This window comes from Rhodococcus sp. SJ-3, assembly GCF_051918125.1.
Taxonomy (GTDB): domain Bacteria; phylum Actinomycetota; class Actinomycetes; order Mycobacteriales; family Mycobacteriaceae; genus Rhodococcus.
This window is the reverse complement of sequence record NZ_CM123306.1, coordinates 4573908-4592758: the sequence shown is the minus strand read 5'-3', so window position 1 is coordinate 4592758 and position 18851 is coordinate 4573908. Positions and strand designations below refer to the sequence as shown.

Below are 18851 nucleotides of genomic sequence, written 5' to 3'. Positions count from 1 at the left end.
ACCACACCTCGGAGGAAGCAATGATTCTCGAGCAGTACTACATCGAGTGCCTGTCCCACGCGTCGTACCTGATCGGCGATGAGAGCACCGGCCGCGCGATCGTTGTGGACCCGCGCCGCGACATCACCGAATACCTCGACGCCGCAGAAAAATACGGACTGACCATCGAAGGCGTCATCAACACGCACTTCCACGCCGACTTCGTCTCCGGCCACCTCGAACTGGTCGCCGCCACCGGCGCCTGGATCGGATTCGGCGAGGCCGCGGAGACCGACTACCCGATCCGCCGTCTGAGCGACGGCGAGAAGCTGTCCCTCGGCAAGGTCGAGCTCGAGCTCATCGCCACACCCGGGCACACCTGGGAATCGATCTCGGTACTGGTGCGCGAACAGCCCGGAACCACACCCACCGCTGTTCTCACCGGCGATTCACTGTTCATCGGCGATGTCGGTCGTCCTGACCTGGTCAACCTCGGCGACGGATCGAGCACCGACCTGGCGCGCGCGATGTACCACACCGTGCACGAGAAGCTGCTGTCCCTGCCCGACGAGGTTGTCGTCATGCCCGCCCACGGCGCGGGATCGTCGTGCGGGAAGAACCTGTCGACCGAACTGACCTCCACCATCGGCGAGCAGCGCGCGTCCAACCCGTCGGTGCAGCCGATGAGCGAAGAGGTGTTCGTCGCCATGATCACCGACGGCCAGCCCGCGGCTCCGGCCTATTTCTCGGTCGATGCCGCGATGAACAAGCGCGTCCACCCTCTGCTCGCCCAAGACCACGCCATTCCCGAGCTCACGCCTGTGCAGGTGAAGACCGAACTCATCACCGGCACAAGAATCCTCGATGCCCGCGGTGTGGACGACTTCGCCGCCGGCCACCTACGCGGCTCAGTCAACGTCGGGTTCGACGGACGCTTCGCCGAAACGGGAGGGATGGTGGCCGAGGTCGGCGAGAAGATCGTGCTCATCACCTATCCCGGCGAGGAGCAGGACGCGGCGATGCGCCTGGCCCGGATCGGATCCGACGGCGCCGCAGGCTATCTGAACGTCGATCACGACGGGATCTTCCCCACAGAACTCGCCGAGCTGATCGAGACCGCCCCCCGCACGAGCGTCGAGGATCTCGACCGATTGCTCGCAGCCGGCTCGGTGACCCTCGTCGACATCCGGAATCCCGGCGAGCGCGCTTCCGGCTCGATTGCGGGTTCGATTCCGATTCCATTGGCAGAGTTGCAGTTACGGCTCGATCAAGTGCCGGACGACAAGCCGATCGTGGTGCACTGCGCGGGCGGGTGGCGCTCGAGCGTCGCGGCATCGCTGTTGCGTGCGCAGGGCTTCACCAACGTCTCGGATTTGCTGGGCGGATACAACGCCTGGGCCGAATCCCACGCCGCTGCCTGACCATACGAATCATTCCTGGAGGTTCCTCATGTGCTATCCCGTCGCCTGTTCCCGTTGCAACAAGACCGGATGGGGAGGTTGCGGACAGCATGTCGACGTCGTCATGCGGTCCGTGCCCGCCGCCGACCGCTGCACCTGCGATCAGAGCACCGCAGTGTCGGCGCGGCGCCCGCGGCCGGGTCTGCGCTCGCTCTTTCGGTCCGGCCGCTGACCGCGAGGGGGTCTACGCTCGGTGCGCGCGAGACCGCAGCACGCCAGGTGACGAGACCCCCACGGTCGCGGGGCAGGCCGATCAGCGAGATCGTGGGCATTCGGTCGAAGAAGTGTCCCTACCGCGATAGCGTGAGTACATGCGGTCCACCAGTGAACTCCACGCGCACCTGCTACCTGCAGCGCGCGGCCCCCTGTCGGATGCTGTGATCACCGCGCTCTCATCCGACCCCGAAGATCGCGTGGAACTACCCGAGCCCGCCACGGGCGTCGATCCTTTCGGGCACGACGTACAACTTACGCTCTACATCTGCTACGAACTTCACTACCGGGGTTTTTCCACGGTGGACGACTCCTGGGAATGGCAGCCGGATCTCCTGCGACTGCGTGCGCAGCTCGAGCGACTCTTTCTCGCGGAACTGCGCGTACGAGTCGACCCCGGCGACGACGCCGTCGGCGAGATGGATGCCCTCGCAATCGAGCCGAAAACCGGAACGGGTCCTTCGTGGCACCTGCTCGAACAGGGCACATGGGCGCAGATGCAGGAGTATTTCATGCATCGATCGCTCTATCACCTCAAGGAGGCAGACCCCCACGCGTGGGCGATCCCCCGATTGACCGGGCAAGCGAAAGCGTCCTTCGTCGCTGTCGAGTTCGATGAGTACGGGGGCGGTCGCGGAGATCGGATACATGCGCAATTGTTCGCCGACCTCCTCGACGCCGCAGACCTCGATTCGACCTACCTCGCCTATATCGACCAGGTCCCGGCCGAAACCCTGTTGCTCGTCAACCTCATGTCGCTGTTCGGACTCCACCGAGCTCTCCGAGGAGCGGCGGTGGGACACCTCGCCGCCACGGAGATCACGTCATCGCCCGGCTCGAAACGTTTGGTCCAGGCGCTGGTCCGCCTCGGGGCGCCGGCGCCGTGCCTGCAGTTCTACCAAGAGCACGTTCACGCGGACGCGGTACACGAGTTGGTACTTCGTACCGACGTCGTAGGTGATCTGCTGGCCCGCGAGCCTTCGCTTGCCGCAGATGTCGTCTTCGGGATCCGCGCGTTCGGGTTCGTCGAGGACAGGTTCGCCGAGCATGTGATGTCGGCGTGGTCGAGCGGACGCACCTCGCTCCTGCGCTAGGAGCCCGACCAGGGTGCCGGAAGTCGTTCACCAACGGAGCGACCTATGTCGGCGGGACGGTCCCCCGCGCGTACCACGCATGTGCATCGAGAGTGAATGCTCCCGGCGGCAGCGCCTCGCGGCAGAGCTCACGCACTCGGGCCTTGTCCTTCTCGGGAAGTGCCACGAACGACTGGCCGGCCGGACCTACGCCGTAGGCGAACGGCTCCCAGAAGTCGTCGAAGTCTTCATAGGATGCCTCGGCGGTGATCGTTCCATCCACTACGGCAAGCAGGCCTGCTCGACGGAACCGGGCGGCGATATCTCCCTCCGAGGTGCCCGCCATCCGGGTCTCGCCGATGATTGCGGGGTCGACCTGACGCACAGCCGTCCAGAACACGCGGAGCATCGTCATGCGGCCGCCTACGACGTCCCACATACACGACGCCACCGCACCGCCCGGGCGGGTCACGCGTGCCATCTCCCGAACACCACCGTCGGGGTCGTTCATGAAGCCGATCACGAGGGACGACAGAGTCGTGTCGAATGCGCCGTCGGGCCAGGGCAGCTCCTCGGCCACGCCCTCGCGTACGTCTACCCCCGGGTTGCGTTCGCGGCACGACACGGCAAACCGGTGTGCCGGATCTATCGCCGCGACGTTCCCGGCACCGACCCGCGTGACGAGTTCGCGCGTGAGGCCACCGGGCCCGCATCCCACATCACACACGTGCTGGCCAGGTGCAACGCCGGCAGCGTCGGCAAGCGCCACCGCCAGCGACGGTGTATAGCGCCCCATGAAACGGTCGTAGTGCTCGGCCGGACCGGCGAACGACATGTACCCATTAGGCGCCGGTGCAATGACTAGGTCAAGCCTCCGCGCGCCGTTCACGGGCGGTCACGGCCGGACGATGCAACGGAAGCCGATGTGACATGTCGGGATTTCGACACTTTCGCCTTGCCTCATCGTGGGTCTCGCCACATCGCCCACAGGGTCGGGCCACCGCCCGGGACGTGGATCTCCCTGGTGACGGTGAATCCGAACCGCTCGTAGTACGGAACGTTCGATTCCTTGCTCGATTCGAGGTACGCGGGAGCGTGCTCGGAATCGATCCGGTCGAGGCGAGACTTCAGCAGCGCCGTACCGCATCCCGCGCCGCGCGCATGGGATGCGGTTCCGATCGTCGACAGATACCAGTGCGGCTCCGCGGGGTGCGCAGATTCGAGCGCGGAATCCACCGAGCGTCCCACATTGATGTTCCGCCCGAGAGCCCACAGAAGTTGCGGCAGCATGCGCAGCGTGGCACCGACCGGTGCGCGCCATCGATCCGGCGGCGCCCACATCGCGGCACCACCGACCCGGCCGTCCCGTTCGACGATCTCCGTGCCCCCGAACGCAAGCATGTGGTGACGGGCCTCGGCCTCGAAAAATCGTGCCGAGCGGCGGATGCGGCTGTTGTCGTCCGGGAACATCCATGTGAACACGGGGTCGTCGAAGAAGGCGTCTGCGAATACGGCGCCGAGAGCAGCAAGGTCGTTACGTGTAGCGGCCCGGACCGTAACAGTCATGTGTGCAGCTTACGACGGATCCGGCCGGATTCGGCCGAAGCCGGACAGACACCGTCTCGCCGGCCGAGGATTAGCACCGTTCCGAAAAATGAACGCAGGTAGGGTCCACAGCAGGCCAGCGTGAACTACTCGTAGCGACGGGCCACTATGGAGGAATGATGCGACACGGTCCCGACGCGGATATCGACGAGTCCGACGTCAGCAGCTTCCGCCAAGTGGCTTACAGCACCTCGTTGGTGCCGCTCGACCATGTCGCCGAGAAGTCCGACACTCCGGCGTCGAAGGCGATCACTGTGCGTCTCGAGGCCGCGTCGGTCAGGGATTCGTAGTGGGACGTGTAACTACCCGACGGTCGGTCCTGCGGGTCACTGCCGACCGCACGACGCGGCGTCCCGACACCCTCGCCGTCGAGGAGCCTCTGGAGATCCGCCTCGACGGGCAGTCGTTGACAGTCACGATGCGCACTCCCGGTAGCGACGTCGAGTTGGCGCACGGATTCCTGCTCGCCGAGGGAATCATCGCCAGTCGCGATGACATTGCGGTCGCACGCTATTGCGATGGTGTCGACGATTCCGGCGCGAATACGTACAACGTTCTCGACATCCAACTCGCCCCAGGGGTCGCTATTCCGCACGGTGCGGGCGCGCGGAACTTCGTTACCACCTCGGCGTGCGGGGTGTGCGGCAAGGAGTCTCTCGACCAGGTCCGCACCCGCACCCGGTTTCCGCTCGTCGGCACTGTCACGGTGGCCTCTCGCTCACTTGCGGAAATGCCCCATCGGATGCGTCGGCAGCAGAAGGTCTTCCAAACCACCGGAGGCCTGCACGCTGCAGCCTTGTTCACCACCGAAGGATCACTTCTGCAGCTTCGCGAGGACGTGGGCAGGCACAACGCAGTCGACAAAGTGCTCGGGTGGGCGCTGTCGGAAGGCAGGGTGCCGCTTTCCGACAGCGTCCTCGTCGTCAGTGGTCGCGCGTCGTTCGAGCTCGTCCAGAAGGCCGTGATGGCCGGTGTGCCGGTGCTCGGTGCGGTATCGGCGCCGTCGTCACTCGCCGTCGACCTCGCCGAGGAGTCGGGTCTGACATTGGTCGGCTTCCTGCGCGACGACTCGATGAACGTCTACACGGGAACGGTGCTCTGACGACGCCGCACCGGCCTCAGCTGCAGGTGTTCCCTGCGTCCTCCCCCGAGCGGACGGTCTCGACGAACGCGTGTACGTCGTGGAACGACGCTTCGAGTACCGCGCGATGGTCCGCGCCGTCGTACACCCGGTAGGTCAGGTCTGCGTCGTTGCCGCACAGCGCCTCGGTGACCTGGTCGGTGATGGCACGCGACACCAGAGCGTCCTCACTGCCCTGTACGACGAGCGTCGGCACCGAGAGATCGAGGGGTTCGACTTCTTGTGTGGCGTAGTACTCGCGCAAGCCGTCGAGATCCGCGTCGGGTGCAAAGATCCGGTCTTCGGGAACGGATGCGGCAGCCGCCCACACGTCGTTCATGCACCCGGTGCGCGCCGCTGCGAGCAGCGGACGGGATTCGTCGGTGAGCATCGCGTCGGCGGAAAGTTCGGGTTGTGCCGCTTCCGCACCGAGAAGAAGAATCGGCAGGAAGCCGAGCGCCTGTGCGATACCTGGGCCACCTGCCGCGAAGTAGGCAGCGGTCTCGCTGGTGCGGCTGCCCGGCGCGAACGACACCACCGCTTGCAGGTCGAGCTCGGGTGCGCGCTCGGCCCCGAGCGCGCCGGTGTAGAGCGCGGCATGACCGCCCTGGCTGTGTCCCATCGCAATCCACTTCTCCCCGATGGCGGGCTCGAGGTCGCGGGCGGCCCGGACGATGTCGACGACGGAGTTCGAGGCGCTCGTGCCGTTCATGTAGGGATGCCCGCCGGGCGTGCCGAGACCTTCGTAGTCGGTCTGGACCACGGCGTATCCGTCGGCGACCCACCGGTCGAGCATGGCCGAGGTCCGTTCGACGTAGGAATGCGCGGGTCCGCCGACCGTGTCTGCGGATGGTGCACAGGCGTCCCCTACCCCCGTGGTGCCATGAGCCCAGCTGATCACGGGCCATCCGCCTTCTGGCGCCTGGCCCTTCGGAATCGCAACGGTGCCCGAGACCAACGTGGGACCTCCATCGGCACCCTCGGAGAGGTAGGTGACCAGGTCGGTGCGCTCGGCGCTGGGGAGCGCCGCGGCGCTGATGATCGGACTGTCGGTGACAAGCGTTCCCGGAGCCATGGCACCGGATTCGGCCGGCTCCGGAGCCGGACTCGAACATGCTCCGAGGCCGAGTGCCGAGGCGAACGCAAGTGCCACGACAGCGTGCCGGGACTGGAAGGTCTTCATCAAGCCTCCGTTAAGAAGAACGTATTAACCCTGAAGTCAATGTTCTTAGTACAGTGGTCGCATGACGATGTCAACGGGACGTCTCGCACTGCTCGATGCCGCGGAGCGGCTCATCGCACACCGCGGTATCCATGGCGTGGCCGCACGCGAGGTGGTCAAAGAGGCTGGGCAGCGGAACAACTCGGCCGTCGCATACCATTTCGGCTCGTGGCACGGACTCCTCGATGAGATCTGGAGCAGGCACGCTCCCCGGATGAACGCCGAGCGCGCCGCACTGCTTGCCGCAGCAGAGCTCGAGACGACCCCCGCCCTGGACCGGCTCGTCCACGCGTACGTACATCCGCTCGCCACGCAGATCGCGCAGAACGAGCCCAGTTATTGGGCACGATTCAACGAACAGTGGCTCTCCACAGCGCCGCTCGATGTCCTGGCGATCCCGGCGCCGACCGGCGTGCAAGCCGATTACTATCCGTCGGACGACTCGCTCGATGTCCTGTCGGCACTCTTGATGAGGATGGCCGATCGGCTCGACCTTCCAGCACCTGACGCGCGACGCCGAGTGAGCTTGATGGTGCGTTTCGTCATCGGCGCGTTCGCCGCATACGAGCGCGCACAGGAGGCAGGCGCTGCACCTGAACTCGCATCGTTCGAGGCGGAGATTCTGCAACTCGCAAACAGAATGCTCGACCTGTCCCGGCCATAGCCGGGCAGATCGAGCATTCGATTCGTCTACGGGTGGTCAGTCGACCTCCGGGGCCCACTGCACACCGTTGATATGACTTCCGCCATCGACGAACAGGGTATTGCCCGTCAGATAACGAGAATCATCACTCGCCAGGAACGCGGCGACGGTACCGATGTCATCGAGCGGATCACCGATCCGCCCCATCGGATTGGCGGCTTCCTGCGCCGCGGCCATCTGCGGATTCGCCGCGGCGACGCGCTCGTAGGCCGCACTCTTCGCCCCCGGGCAGATCACGTTGCAGCACACGTGCTTCGGCGCCCACTCGCGCGCCGCTGTGCGCGTCATGGTGCGTAGCGCTTCCTTGGCGGTGTTGTAGTACACCGAGTACATGTGGGCATTGACGCCGTTGAGACTGCACATGTTGATCACTCGACCGGTCCCGTGCTCGGCAAGTGCCGGATACGCGGTCAAGTCCCAGGTAGTGGTGTATCGCCTGTGATCCTTCGTAGGGGTTAGGCGCTGAGTTCGAGGACGGGGTCGGTGCTCACCTCCGTCGTCGTGTCGGTCACTGGAGCGAGTCGGCAGCGGGCGAGGACTTCGAGGCCGAGGTAGCGGCGGCCTTCGGCCCATTCGTCGGTCTGTTCGGCCAGCACGGCCCCGACGAGGCGAACGATGGCCTGCCGGTTGGGGAAGATGCCCACGGCGTCGGTGCGGCGCCGGATCTCCTTGTTCAGCCGCTCGGAGGGGTTGTTGGACCAGATCTGGGTCCAGACGTCCTTGGGGAAGGCGGTGAAGGCCAGGATGTCGGCGCGGGCGGCGTCGAGGTGCTCGGCCACCGCCGGCAGCTTGGCGGCCACGTAGTCCAGCAGCCGGTCGAACTGGGCGTGCACCGCGGCGGCGTCGGGCTGGTCGTAGACCGAGTGCAGCATCGCCTTGACCGCCGGCCACATCGACTTCGGGGTCACGCTCATGAGGTTGGCGGCGTAGTGGGTGCGGCAGCGCTGCCAGGTGGCGCCGGGAAGGTTGGCCGCGATGGCCTCGACGAGGCCGGCGTGCGCGTCTGAGGTCACGAGCCGGACCCCAGCCAGGCCGCGGGCCACGAGGTCGGCGAAGAACTCGTTCCACGCCGCCCCGGTCTCGGCCGTGGCCACCCGCATGCCCAGGACCTCGCGGTGCCCGTCACCGTTGACACCGGTCGCGATCAGGACCACGGCGTTGATGACCCGCCCGCCCTCGCGCACCTTCATGGTCAGGGCGTCGGCGGCGACGAACGTGAAGGGTCCGGCCTCGTCGAGGGGCCGGTGGCGGAAGGCCTCGACCTGGGCGTCGAGGTCGGCGGCCATCCGGGACACCTGCGACTTCGACAGGCTGTTGATGCCCAGCTGCTTGACGAGCTTGTCCATCCGGCGGGTGCTCACCCCGGCCAGATAACAGTCCGCCACCACCGTGATCAGCGCCGACTCGGCCCGCTTGCGCCGCTCGAGCAGCCACTCGGGGAAGTACGTCCCGGTGCGCAGCTTGGGGATCGCGACGTCGATCGTGCCGACCCGGGTGTCCAGGTCGCGGTGCCGGTAGCCGTTGCGCTGCGCGGTCCGGTCCGGGCTGCGTTGGCCCCACTCGGCACCGACCACCGCGTCGGCGTCGGCGGACAGCAGCGCGTTGATCACCGTCTGCAGCAGGTTGCGCATGAGGTCCGGGGAGGCTTCCGCCAGGGCCTCGCCAAGCAGGCCGGCAGGGTCGACAATGTGAGGTGCGGTCACCGTGATGCTCCGTTCGAGAGTGCTGTGAAGGGTTCACTCGAAGATCACGCGGTGGCCGCTCCACGTCTACTACGACGAGGCCGGCAACCGCGTTACACCATCATCGGGGACTCAACTGGATACGCGCGCTGCATCGCCCAGAATGCCGCCATCACACCCATGTCGAAACCGGCCCGCATGTTCTCTTCGGTGGTCTTCTCGAGCCGTGCGTAGCCCAGCGGGCGCCAGGCATTGTTGACCAGTATGTCGAGCCGTCCGAACTCCGCCGTGGCAGCGTCGACCATCGCGTGCACCTGATCACGATCGGTGACATCGGTGCGCATGACCTTCGCCTGCACACCCCACTCGTCGATGAGCCATTTCGCGGCGCCGGCTCCCGCCGTCTCATCGACGTCGGCAACGATGACGTTCGCGCCCTCACGTGCCAGTGCACCCGCAACACCACGGCCGATACCCATTGCGGCGCCGGTGACGATGGCTACCCGCCCGTCCAACTTCCCCATGGTCGTATGCCCTCTCCCGATGTCGGTGATCTACCCAGGTGACGTCCTCTCAGCGAGGACGAGGAACCGTCTTGTCGATGAAGAGCGCCTCGACGGACACGCACACCGTGCCATCAGCAGTCGCGATCTCACCCACAGTGTTGATCTTGCGACCGTTCTCTTCGACCAGGCGGCCACGAACAGTCAACGGCTCGAACAGTGGGGTCGGGCGGTGGTATCGGACATTGAGCTGCGCAGTGGCACCGCTTCGTCCGGCCCACGCGTTTGCGACACCCAGGGTGTGGTCGATCAGCAACGCGGCGACACCGCCGTGGACGTGTCCGGGAGGGCCCTGGTACGGGAAGGTCAACTCGACGATCCCTTCGACCCACCCGTCCTCGCGGCCGGCAAGAACGAGTGGCGGTGCCAGCGCGTTCTCCGGCCCGGTGACCGGATCGTGCCGGGTGACGCCTTCTCCGTGCCACATGTCGATCAGCCGCTCCTTCACCTCCGGTGCGTGTTCTTCGAGGTGCACGGCAACACTGTCGAGCTCCTCCGCGACCCGCTCGAGATTCGCGTTGGCCCGATCGGTGCGCAGCAGCGCGTCGACCACACGTCGGGCGGCAGCGGTGGCCCGGTCCATCGCGGAATCCTGAGGCGCCGAGGTCAGTACCGTGCCGTCGGGGGCGTTGCCGACTGTGGGATGTGTATCGGGATCGACCTTCATCGGACCTCCATCGTCGCGTGCGTGAGCACCGGCTGCCCGTCGCGCTCGGGGCAGGTTGCCAACAGCGTGAGAGTGTCGCCGTCGCGCCACACCGAGGTCTCGATGGTCTCCCCCGGGTACAGCGATCCGGCGAAGCGCACCGAAAATGACTGCACCCGAGTCGGATCCCCGGCGAGCACCCCGTCGACGACGGCCTTGCACACCACTCCGTAGGAAGCGAGTCCGTGAAGGATCGGCCGATCGAAGCCGGCCATCTTCGCAAACGCCGGGTCGGCGTGCAGGGGGTTCATGTCACCGCTGAGGCGGTATACCAATGCCTGCGCCGTACCGGTCGGGGTCACCAGAATCTGGTCGGCCGCACGTTCCGGCGCCGACGCAGCCGACTCCGGCCCGGAGTCGCCACCGAAACCACCTTCGCCACGTGCCCAGATCTGCATTGCGGAAGTCCACAGCGGACTTCCGTCAGCACCGCGTGCCGACTGTTCGAGGACGATCACGGCAGCCTTACCCTTGTCCCACACATCGGCCACCCGCGACGAGATGGTCGCGGAGCCCGCCGCCGGGATCGGAGCGTGCACAGTCAAGGACTGCCCACCGTGCAGGATCTTGCGCAGGTCGATGTCGATGCCCGGCAGGTTCATCGACGCCGGCCTGGCAGGACCCGCGGAGACCCCCTGCCCTGCAACCATCGCGAAGGTCGGCACCACTTGCAGGTCCTTCTCGTATGCCCAGCGCAGCTCAGCGGAGTCCATCGAGTTGGTCCCGGCACCCAGGCCCAGGTGGTAGAGGATCACATCGCGCTCGGTCCACGCCGCTTCGCGGAGGGTGGGCTCTGCCGACAGCGCGGCATTCACATCAATCGGCATGGGTGATCACTTTCCGGGTTCGGGGTCGCGCGGCAAACCGAGAATCCGCTCACCGATGATGTTGAGCTGGACATTCGTCGTGCCACCGGCGATGGACAGGTTCTGCGAGTTCAGGAACATCTGGGTGTTGGACCAGCGGTCCTGCTCGCCGAGCAGCGACGACGGGCCCGCCCAGTCCATCGCAACCTCCCACACCTGCTGGATGTGCTCGACACCGACGAGTTTCGCGATCGACGACTCGGCGCCGGGTTGCGCGCCGGTGAGCGAGCGCAGCGTGGTGCGTAATCCCATGAGCCCGCCACTCTGGGCGTCACACAGCACCTTGCCCAGGACGGTGAGCTGTTCGTCGTCCAGCCCTCCCGGAATCATCGAGGCGAGAGTCAGGAGCGCCTCGCCACCGGAGCCGAGTGAAGAGTCGACCGACAGGGAGACCCGCTCGTTCGCGAGGGTGGTGCGGGCCAGCTTCCATCCGTCTCCAGGCTCGCCGACCAGGCATTCGTCGGGCACGAACACGTCGTCGAAGAACACCTCGTTGAACAGCGCCTCGCCCGTGATCTCACGCAGCGGACGAATGTCGAGGCCCTTCGTGTTCCTGATGTCGATCAGGAAATAGGACAGGCCCTTGTGCTTGGGTGCATCCGCGTCGGTGCGTGCCAAACAGATACCCCAGTCCGCGACTCGGGCCATCGACGTCCATACCTTCTGACCGTTCAGCTTCCAACCACCGTCCACCTTCACTGCTTTGGTGGACAGCGAGGCGAGGTCGGAGCCGGCACCAGGCTCGGAGAACAACTGGCACCAGGTGATGTCGCCGCGCAACGATCCGGGCAGGAATCGTGCGAGCTGCTCCTCGTTGCCGTGTGCGATCAGAGTGGGGACGACCCAGTTGCCGATGATCATGTCGTGCGGAGTCAGCTCGGCGGTGCGCAATTCCTCGGCGATGACGAGCTGCGTGACGGCATCGGCCGTCTTGCCCCACGGCGCCGGTAGATGCGGCGTGGTGTAACCCTTCTCGGCAAGGTATGCCTTCTGTTCAGCACCTTCGAGAGCCTTCGCCGCCTCGAGTTCCGCACGAACGTCGGCCCGAATCTGCTCGGCCTCCGCCGGTAGATCGATGCTCAGTACGCGGCGAACTCCGTCGAGGGTCAGGGCCGCGACCCGGCGCTTCCACGATGCGGTCGAGCCCGACAGGATCCGCAGCGACTGCGCCCGCCGCATGTAGAGATGCGCGTCGTGTTCCCAGGTGTAGCCGATGCCACCCAGGACCTGGATGCACGTCCTGGTGACCTGGAAACCGGCCTCGAGCGCCGTCGCCGCGGCGACGGCGACGGCGAGCGACGCCTCCTTCTCCGAAACGTCCTCCCCGAGTGCACGGGCCGCGTCCCACGCGGTGACGCGGGACTGCTCGGTCAGACTCAGCATCCGCGCAACGGTGTGCTTGACACCCTGGAACTGGCCGATGACCCGGCCGAACTGCCTGCGGACACGCGCATAGTCGGCGGCTGTGGTGGTCGCCCAGTCGGCGAGACCTGCCGTCTCCGCTGCGAACAGTGTGACTGCGATGTCGACGACGCGCTGCGGATCCAGTGTCAGGACGTCGCCCTCGGCAAGGACCAGTCCATCCACCGAGACCTCGGCGTTGCGTCGCACGACGTCGTAACTGGGCAGGTCGGTCACGTCGAGTCGGTCACGGTCGACGACGACGAACACGAGCCTGCCGTCGTCGTCGGCTGCGAGCAGGAAGACGTCAGCGACCTGGCCGCCGAGGACATAACTCGACGTACCGGACAGTGCGACGTCGTCGCCGTCCCGGACGATCTTCAGGTCGCCGGGCTGCAGGGAGAGGCCGCCGAACAGTGAACCATCGGCCAGGCCTGCGAGCCGGTCGGTACGTCCGCCCCTGTGAAGGACGGCGGACACCACGACGGTCGGCAGGAACGGACCCGGCACCATCGCGCGTCCGAGTTCCTCGACGACGATGGCCGTTTCGAGGAGGCCACACCCTGCGCCGCCGAACTCTTCGGGCAGATGCAGCCCGAGCACGCCGAGTCCGACGAGCGAGGCCCAGTACGGGGGGCGGGCCTCGGCCTTTGCCTCGACCGCTTCACGGATCACTTCGGGCGTGGCGTGACGTGCGGCCCAGCCGCGCACGGAATCGCGGAGGTCGCGATCGTCGTCACTCAATCCAATGGTCATTCACGGGTCCTTCGATAGGAGCAGAAAGTCGGGTCGGCTAGATGCGTTCGATGATGGTCGCGGTGGACAGCGCGCCACCCGCGCACATCGTGACCAGCGCGGTCGAACGGTTGGAGCGCTCGAGCTCGTGGAGGGCACTGGTGATCAACCGCGAGCCGGTGGAGCCGACCGGGTGACCGAGGGCAATCGCACCACCGTTGACGTTGACCTTGCTCATATCCGCGTTGTGCACCTGCGCCCACGAGAGCACGACAGAGGCAAATGCTTCGTTGATCTCGACGATGTCGATGTCCGACAACGACATCCCGGTGCGTTCGAGGACAGCCTGGGTCGACGTGACGGGACCGTCGAGGTGGTAGTACGGGTCCGAGCCGACCAGCGTGGAGGCGAGGATGCGGGCCCGCGGACGCAGACCGGCTTCGCGCGCCTTGTCCTCGCTCATCAGGAGAACTGCGGCCGCGCCGTCGCTTACCTGCGACGAGTTACCGGCAGTGTGAATGCCGTTTTCGATGACCGGTTTCAGACCTGCCAAGCCTTCGGCGGTCGTCTCGCGGAGGCCGCCGTCGCGGGTGACGGTAGCGATCTCGCCGGTGGGCTCGCCTTCCTTCGTGACGACCGGCGCCTCGACCGGAACGATCTCGCGGTCGAACCGGCCCTCGGCCCACGCCTGCGCCGCCCGTCGCTGCGACTCCAGGCCGAATGCGTCGACGTCTTCGCGCTTGATGCCGCGCAACTGTGCGATCCGTTCGGCAGAAGTGAACTGGTCGCCCATGTCGATCGTCCAGTCGTCCGGGTAGGGGTTTCCGGTGCCGGGTGCGTTGGCCTGACCGAGGAACACCCGGCTCATCACCTCGACACCGCAGCCGATTCCGGCGTCGATCTGGCCGGACGCGATCAGACCTGCGACCATGTGCACTGCTTGCTGCGACGAGCTGCACGCACAATCGATGGTGGTCGCTGCGGTCGTGTACGGAAGCCCCGCGTGCAGCCATGCTTGTCGCGTGACGTTGTTGGACTGCTCCCCGGCCTGGGTCACAGCACCGCCGACGAGCTGACCGACCTGTTCGGCCGGCAGGCCGGTCCGCTCCAGGACTCCCTTCTGAGCAGCGCCCAGCAGCACTGCGGGGTGCACCCCGGCAAGCTGGCCGCGGCGACGACCGATCGGCGTCCGTGCTGCTTCGACGATGACAACGTTGTTCATGTCACTCCCTGCTTTTCGGCGATACTGAAATTTATTCTATTTCTGCCGAGAGATGGAGAACCGCATTGTCCCACCGAGCGAGACCACACTGGTCATCAACGCGAATCGATGCGGCCGGGATCCCGCCTCACACGAGTCCTCCGAGCAATCGATCGCATGCGATCCGCAGGTCCGATTCGATCTCGGGGATCGAAGTGCGTCCATTGAGCGCCGACTGCACCAGCCCGAACCACAACGCAACGACGAGCCTGAACACCGTCGCGTCCAGGACCGTCGGCTCTTCGATACCCGCGGCATCGAGAAGCAACCCGTCGAAAAGCCGGTCGATCCTCGCTACATCAGGGATCGTCGCCGCATTCGACATTCCGGCCGACTGGATCATGGCCGTCGCGAGGTGCGGCGTACGCAACAACGCTCGCGTCGCCTGTAGCAATGCGTCACACACCGCCTCGGGAGGTGTCGTTCCACCGACTGCTCGCCTCGAGAGCTGGCTGCCCATGCGGTCGATCTGATCGACCATGACCGCGACGAACAGGTGGGTCTTGGACGGAAAGTAGCGGTAGAGCGTGCCGATTGCGACACCGGCCAGCTTCGCGACCTCCTGCATCTGGACACGTTCGAGCTCTTTCTCCCCGCCGAGCTGGGTGGCCGCCTTCAAGATGCGGCCGTGCCGCGCGCGCTGCTCCATCGAACTCGGTTCGGCCGCGTCACGAACCTCTGAGAGCCTGGGCATTCCTCACCTCTTCCTCTGCCCGGACGGAGCCCGACAGTAGATCCGGCACACACGACACGGACGATTCCGTCCTGGTCAGCAGGATCTGCAACCGCAGGCCTGCCGACTCCCGTACAGCGGGACAGCATCCGCCTGCCGAGTCGGCCGAGCGCAAACTAGAATGAATACTAATTCTGGTTCGGAGCCGCTTCCAAGGAGCCGAACCGATCGAACACGGGAGACATCCATGGGTGAATCTGTCAGCCTCGCCGGACGCGCCGCAGTGGTCACCGGCGCCGGAGCCGGCCTCGGACGCTCCGAGGCCCTCGCGCTTGCCGCCGCCGGTGCCGCCGTCGTCGTCAACGACATGGGCGACGCTGCACACGCAGTCGCGGAGGAGATCGTTGCAGCAGGCGGACAGGCCATCGCCGTGACCGGCGACGTCTCCGACTGGTCGCTCGGTGGCCGCCTCGTCGAGGAATCCGTCAAGGCGTTCGGCTCGTTCGACATCCTCGTCAACAACGCAGGCATCATCCGCGACAAGATGATCTTCAACCTCACAGAATCCGATTGGGACGATGTGATCCGCGTGCATCTCAAGGGTCACGCCGCGACCTCCCACGCTGCTGCGGTCCACTGGCGTGCAGCCAGCAAGGAGACCGGCGGCCCCGTGTACGGCCGCGTCATCAACACCTCGTCGGAAGCCTTCCTGTTCGGCTCCGCCGGACAGCCCAACTACTCGGCCGCCAAGGCGGGCATCACCGCCCTGACACTGTCCACCGCCCAGGGACTCTCCCGCTACGGCGTCACCGCGAACGCGATCTGCCCGCGCGCACGGACCGCTATGACCGCCGAGGCATTCGGCGACGCCGACACTGCGCATGCCGGTCTCGACCCGCTCGCACCCGAGCGCGTCGGAACCCTCGTCTCGTACCTCGCCTCCCCCGCCTCGCACGAGATCAATGGCCAGGTGTTCGTGGTCTACGGCAAGATGGTCGCACTCATGGCATCGCCGAAGGTCGAGAATCGTTTCGACGCAGCAGGTTCCGCGTTCACGGTCGAAGAGCTCGATGAGCAGCTGTCGTCGTACTTCACCGGTCGCGGCAAGTACGAGACGTACGCTGCCTACAGCATCGCGGAACTGGAGAAGGCCGCACTCGCAGTCGACTGATCACCTCACCCGAAGGAGCACGGCATGAGACTTGCAGGGAAGGTCGCGATCGTCACCGGCGGAGCCGGTGGTATCGGTCGCGGTATCGTCCGAGCATTCACCAAGGAGGGCGCTCACGTCCTCTTCGTCGACATCGACGAAGCCAAGGGCGCCGACCTCGAGACCGAACTCGGCGGCGCGGGAAAGTTCATCAGTACAGATATTTCCCAGAAGGACAGCGCCGCAACGATTGTCGATGCTGCGGTCCAAGCATTCGGGAAAGTCGACGTCCTCGTCAACAACGCGCACGTGTCCCGTCAGGCACCACTGCTCGAGACCACGCAGGAGATGTTCGACCTGTCCTTCGGCACGGGCTTCTATCCGACACTCTGGCTCATGCAGGCGGCGCACGCAGAACTCGCCGCGAATCAGGGTTCGGTGATCAACTTCGCGTCCGGAGCCGGCATCGACGGTAACGTCACGCAGGCCTCGTACGCCGCAGCCAAGGAAGCAATCCGCGGGATCAGCCGGGTTGCTGCCAACGAATGGGCCTCCGACAACATCAACGTCAATCTCATCTCGCCGCTGGCCTTGACCGAAGGTGTGCAAGCGTACATCGAGGCCAATCCCGGTGTCGAGGACGTGTTGCTCGCCAAGACGCCGCTGCACCGGTTCGGTGACCCCGAGTCCGACATCGGGCGTGTCGCAGTGTTCCTCGCAAGCGATGACGCGTCGTACATGACCGGTCAAACGCTGATGGTCGACGGCGGCAGCATCAAACTGCGCTGACGCGTGTGCGGCGAAAGGCGTCCGCGGCGGCGGGTAGTCCAACGCACCGAGGCGGACGAGGTCACGAACTCGACAGGGTTCGTGACCTCGTTTTCCGCGGTTCGCAGACTATCGTTGTCTCATGGACCCGCCTGTGACGCGGTACGTCCAGCGCGACGGGCACGCACTGGCGTACCAGATCGTGGGCGAGGGGACGCACCCCGTGGCATGGTTCTTCGAAGACATGATGCACCCGGACCTGATGTGGACCGACCCTCACCTGCACTACAACTTCGAACGCTGCTCCAACTTCGCGCGCTCGCTGTTCTTCCAGCGCCGCGGATTCGGACTGTCCGACCCCGTCGACCACGTCCCGACACTCGAGGAGCAGGCCCACGACGTCCTCGCCGTACTCGACGACGCTGAAGTCGCGCAGGCCACCCTTGTCGGAGCATCCAGCACCTGCGGAGCAGTCGCTCTGGCTGCCGCCCGATGTCCCGACCGGGTTTCCGGACTGATTCTGGCCGAACCCTGGTCCGAGGCCCTGGTCTCCGACGGGGATCCACCTGCGGGGTGGACTACCTCCCAACGAGACCGGTTCGTCGATTGCTATCGCGGTGCGTACGCCCGCTGGGGCCACGGCGACCTCACGTCCCTGGCGCACCCTGCCCTCGATGTTCCGCACAACCGGCGCATCATGGCTCTGCTCGAACGATGTTCGGCCACACCGGCAACCGCACAACAACATCTCGAGTGGGCAATCCGGGCGAATTACGCGTGGGCGTTGCCGTCCATCCAGTGTCCGACGGAAGTGTTGCATCAGCCCGACAGTCTGTTCGCCCGGGCCGCAGTCCGCCGGGTCGCCGAACTCGTCCCCAAGGGCCGGTTCCACGACCTGCCTCCTATCCCCGCCGGCGCGACCCTGGGCGAGGCGCTGATCCCAGTACTCGACCACGTGGAGGAACTCGCCACCGGTTCGATCCGTCCTGTCGACGCGGACCGTTTCCTCGCCACCGTCCTGTTCACCGATGTCGTACGCTCGACCGACCTACTCGCGGAGATCGGCGACCTCGACTTCGCGTCCTTGCTGGCCGCGCACGACAGACTGGTGCGTGTCGAGGTCGAGGCAGGCTCGGGCGCGCTGGTCGGTATCGCGGGCGACGGCACTCTGAGTGTGTTCGACGGACCGGCAGCAGCCATACACTGTGCGCACCGAATCATCCGGAGCACGACGGGTCTCGGGTTGTCGGTCCGATCCGGTGTGCACGTCGGGATGATCACCCGCGCGGGCCCGGAGCTGACCGGGATGACGGTGCACCTCGGAGCCCGCATCGCCGCGTCTGCCGGGCCCGGGCAGGTGCGATGCTCCCAAAGCGTGCGAGATCTCGCGAGCGGCGCCGACATCGATTTCGCCGACCTCGGCAGACATCGGCTGAAGGGCGTCCCTGGCCAGGTTCAGATGTTCACCGCGACGCACCGGACCCGGCCCACACATCCGGCGGTGCCGCCCCGCACGTCCCTTTCCGACCGCGCAGTCCTCACCATGGCCCACCGGGCTCCCGGCATACTTCGTGACCTCGCACGTCTTGCGGGCCGACGCAGCCGATTCTGACAGACCACTCGGGCGGAACTCGGCCCCCGACAGGTGCCGCAGGGGCAGTACTCGGTCGA

General features: G+C 66.0%; 18 protein-coding genes and 2 pseudogenes. 9 read left to right on the top strand and 11 right to left on the bottom strand.

The genetic code is table 11. The features are described from left to right. Window positions 1-20 precede the first annotated feature (20 nt). The 3 genes from ACTDXD_RS21415 (at window position 21) to ACTDXD_RS21405 (ending at window position 2746) form a co-directional block, all read left to right on the top strand. Complete coding sequence (locus tag ACTDXD_RS21415; RefSeq protein WP_440124239.1) at window positions 21-1400, top strand: MBL fold metallo-hydrolase; 1380 nt, start codon at window positions 21-23, stop codon at window positions 1398-1400. 28 nt (window positions 1401-1428) lie between these two features. Beyond that, complete coding sequence (locus tag ACTDXD_RS21410; RefSeq protein ID WP_440124238.1) at window positions 1429-1611, top strand: hypothetical protein; 183 nt, start codon at window positions 1429-1431, stop codon at window positions 1609-1611. 139 nt (window positions 1612-1750) lie between these two features. Then, the gene (locus ACTDXD_RS21405; RefSeq protein ID WP_440124237.1) at window positions 1751-2746 is read left to right on the top strand and encodes an iron-containing redox enzyme family protein; all 996 of its coding nucleotides are present in this window, start codon (window positions 1751-1753) and stop codon (window positions 2744-2746) included. Between the two features lie 43 nt (window positions 2747-2789). On the opposite strand, the gene ACTDXD_RS21400 is transcribed toward ACTDXD_RS21405, so the two are convergent. Together ACTDXD_RS21400 and ACTDXD_RS21395 are read right to left on the bottom strand one after the other, a co-directional pair. Continuing rightward, window positions 2790-3560, bottom strand: a complete 771-nt coding sequence (locus ACTDXD_RS21400; RefSeq protein WP_440124236.1) for a class I SAM-dependent methyltransferase — start codon at window positions 3558-3560, stop codon at window positions 2790-2792. A gap of 125 nt (window positions 3561-3685) precedes the next feature. Next, window positions 3686-4291 (bottom strand): GNAT family N-acetyltransferase, encoded by a 606-nt coding sequence (locus ACTDXD_RS21395; RefSeq protein WP_440124235.1) that lies wholly within the window; start codon window positions 4289-4291, stop codon window positions 3686-3688. A 155-nt stretch (window positions 4292-4446) separates the two neighbouring features. On the opposite strand from ACTDXD_RS21395, the gene ACTDXD_RS21390 reads away from it, so the two are divergent. After that, the gene (locus ACTDXD_RS21390) at window positions 4447-4620 is read left to right on the top strand and encodes a hypothetical protein (RefSeq protein ID WP_440127830.1); all 174 of its coding nucleotides are present in this window, start codon (window positions 4447-4449) and stop codon (window positions 4618-4620) included. Next, the gene (gene fdhD / locus ACTDXD_RS21385; protein WP_440124234.1) at window positions 4620-5432 is read left to right on the top strand and encodes a formate dehydrogenase accessory sulfurtransferase FdhD; all 813 of its coding nucleotides are present in this window, start codon (window positions 4620-4622) and stop codon (window positions 5430-5432) included. The genes ACTDXD_RS21390 and fdhD overlap by 1 nt, the downstream gene beginning before the upstream one ends. 16 nt (window positions 5433-5448) lie before the next feature. On the opposite strand, the gene ACTDXD_RS21380 is transcribed toward fdhD, so the two are convergent. Beyond that, on the bottom strand, window positions 5449-6633 hold the full coding sequence (locus ACTDXD_RS21380; protein ID WP_440124233.1) for an alpha/beta hydrolase family protein: 1185 nt from the start codon (window positions 6631-6633) through the stop codon (window positions 5449-5451). A gap of 61 nt (window positions 6634-6694) precedes the next feature. Between ACTDXD_RS21380 and ACTDXD_RS21375 the strand changes: the two genes are divergently transcribed. Then, window positions 6695-7336 (top strand): helix-turn-helix domain-containing protein, encoded by a 642-nt coding sequence (locus ACTDXD_RS21375; RefSeq protein ID WP_440124232.1) that lies wholly within the window; start codon window positions 6695-6697, stop codon window positions 7334-7336. A 36-nt stretch (window positions 7337-7372) separates the two neighbouring features. On the opposite strand, the pseudogene ACTDXD_RS21370 reads toward ACTDXD_RS21375, so the two are convergent. From ACTDXD_RS21370 to ACTDXD_RS21335, 8 genes and pseudogenes are all read right to left on the bottom strand, one after another. Next, a pseudogene (locus tag ACTDXD_RS21370) lies at window positions 7373-7783 on the bottom strand (SDR family NAD(P)-dependent oxidoreductase); the annotation flags it as partial. 47 nt (window positions 7784-7830) lie between these two features. Beyond that, window positions 7831-9078 (bottom strand): IS256 family transposase, encoded by a 1248-nt coding sequence (locus ACTDXD_RS21365; RefSeq protein ID WP_106386906.1) that lies wholly within the window; start codon window positions 9076-9078, stop codon window positions 7831-7833. A 116-nt stretch (window positions 9079-9194) separates the two neighbouring features. Next, window positions 9195-9581: pseudogene (locus tag ACTDXD_RS21360) on the bottom strand (SDR family NAD(P)-dependent oxidoreductase); the annotation flags it as partial. A gap of 49 nt (window positions 9582-9630) precedes the next feature. Then, window positions 9631-10287: a PaaI family thioesterase gene (locus ACTDXD_RS21355; protein ID WP_054717212.1), complete on the bottom strand. Its 657-nt coding sequence runs from the start codon at window positions 10285-10287 to the stop codon at window positions 9631-9633. Then, window positions 10284-11153: a MaoC/PaaZ C-terminal domain-containing protein gene (locus tag ACTDXD_RS21350; protein ID WP_440124231.1), complete on the bottom strand. Its 870-nt coding sequence runs from the start codon at window positions 11151-11153 to the stop codon at window positions 10284-10286. Before ACTDXD_RS21350 ends, ACTDXD_RS21355 begins: the two co-directional genes overlap by 4 nt. A gap of 6 nt (window positions 11154-11159) precedes the next feature. Then, entirely contained in the window at window positions 11160-13349 is a 2190-nt protein-coding gene (locus ACTDXD_RS21345) for an acyl-CoA dehydrogenase (protein ID WP_440124230.1), read from the bottom strand. 37 nt (window positions 13350-13386) lie between these two features. Further along, a complete protein-coding gene (locus tag ACTDXD_RS21340; RefSeq protein ID WP_440124229.1) occupies window positions 13387-14550 on the bottom strand; it encodes a steroid 3-ketoacyl-CoA thiolase in 1164 nt (387 codons plus the stop codon). A 127-nt stretch (window positions 14551-14677) separates the two neighbouring features. Beyond that, window positions 14678-15283: a TetR family transcriptional regulator gene (locus ACTDXD_RS21335; protein ID WP_440124228.1), complete on the bottom strand. Its 606-nt coding sequence runs from the start codon at window positions 15281-15283 to the stop codon at window positions 14678-14680. A gap of 226 nt (window positions 15284-15509) precedes the next feature. On the opposite strand from ACTDXD_RS21335, the gene ACTDXD_RS21330 reads away from it, so the two are divergent. The 3 genes from ACTDXD_RS21330 to ACTDXD_RS21320 all read left to right on the top strand — a co-directional run bounded on the left by ACTDXD_RS21330 (window position 15510) and on the right by ACTDXD_RS21320 (window position 18792). Next, complete coding sequence (locus ACTDXD_RS21330; protein WP_440124227.1) at window positions 15510-16433, top strand: 3-oxoacyl-ACP reductase; 924 nt, start codon at window positions 15510-15512, stop codon at window positions 16431-16433. A gap of 24 nt (window positions 16434-16457) precedes the next feature. Beyond that, a complete protein-coding gene (locus ACTDXD_RS21325; protein ID WP_440124226.1) occupies window positions 16458-17201 on the top strand; it encodes an SDR family NAD(P)-dependent oxidoreductase in 744 nt (247 codons plus the stop codon). A gap of 121 nt (window positions 17202-17322) precedes the next feature. After that, on the top strand, window positions 17323-18792 hold the full coding sequence (locus ACTDXD_RS21320) for an adenylate/guanylate cyclase domain-containing protein (RefSeq protein WP_440124225.1): 1470 nt from the start codon (window positions 17323-17325) through the stop codon (window positions 18790-18792). Window positions 18793-18851: the final 59 nt, after the last annotated feature.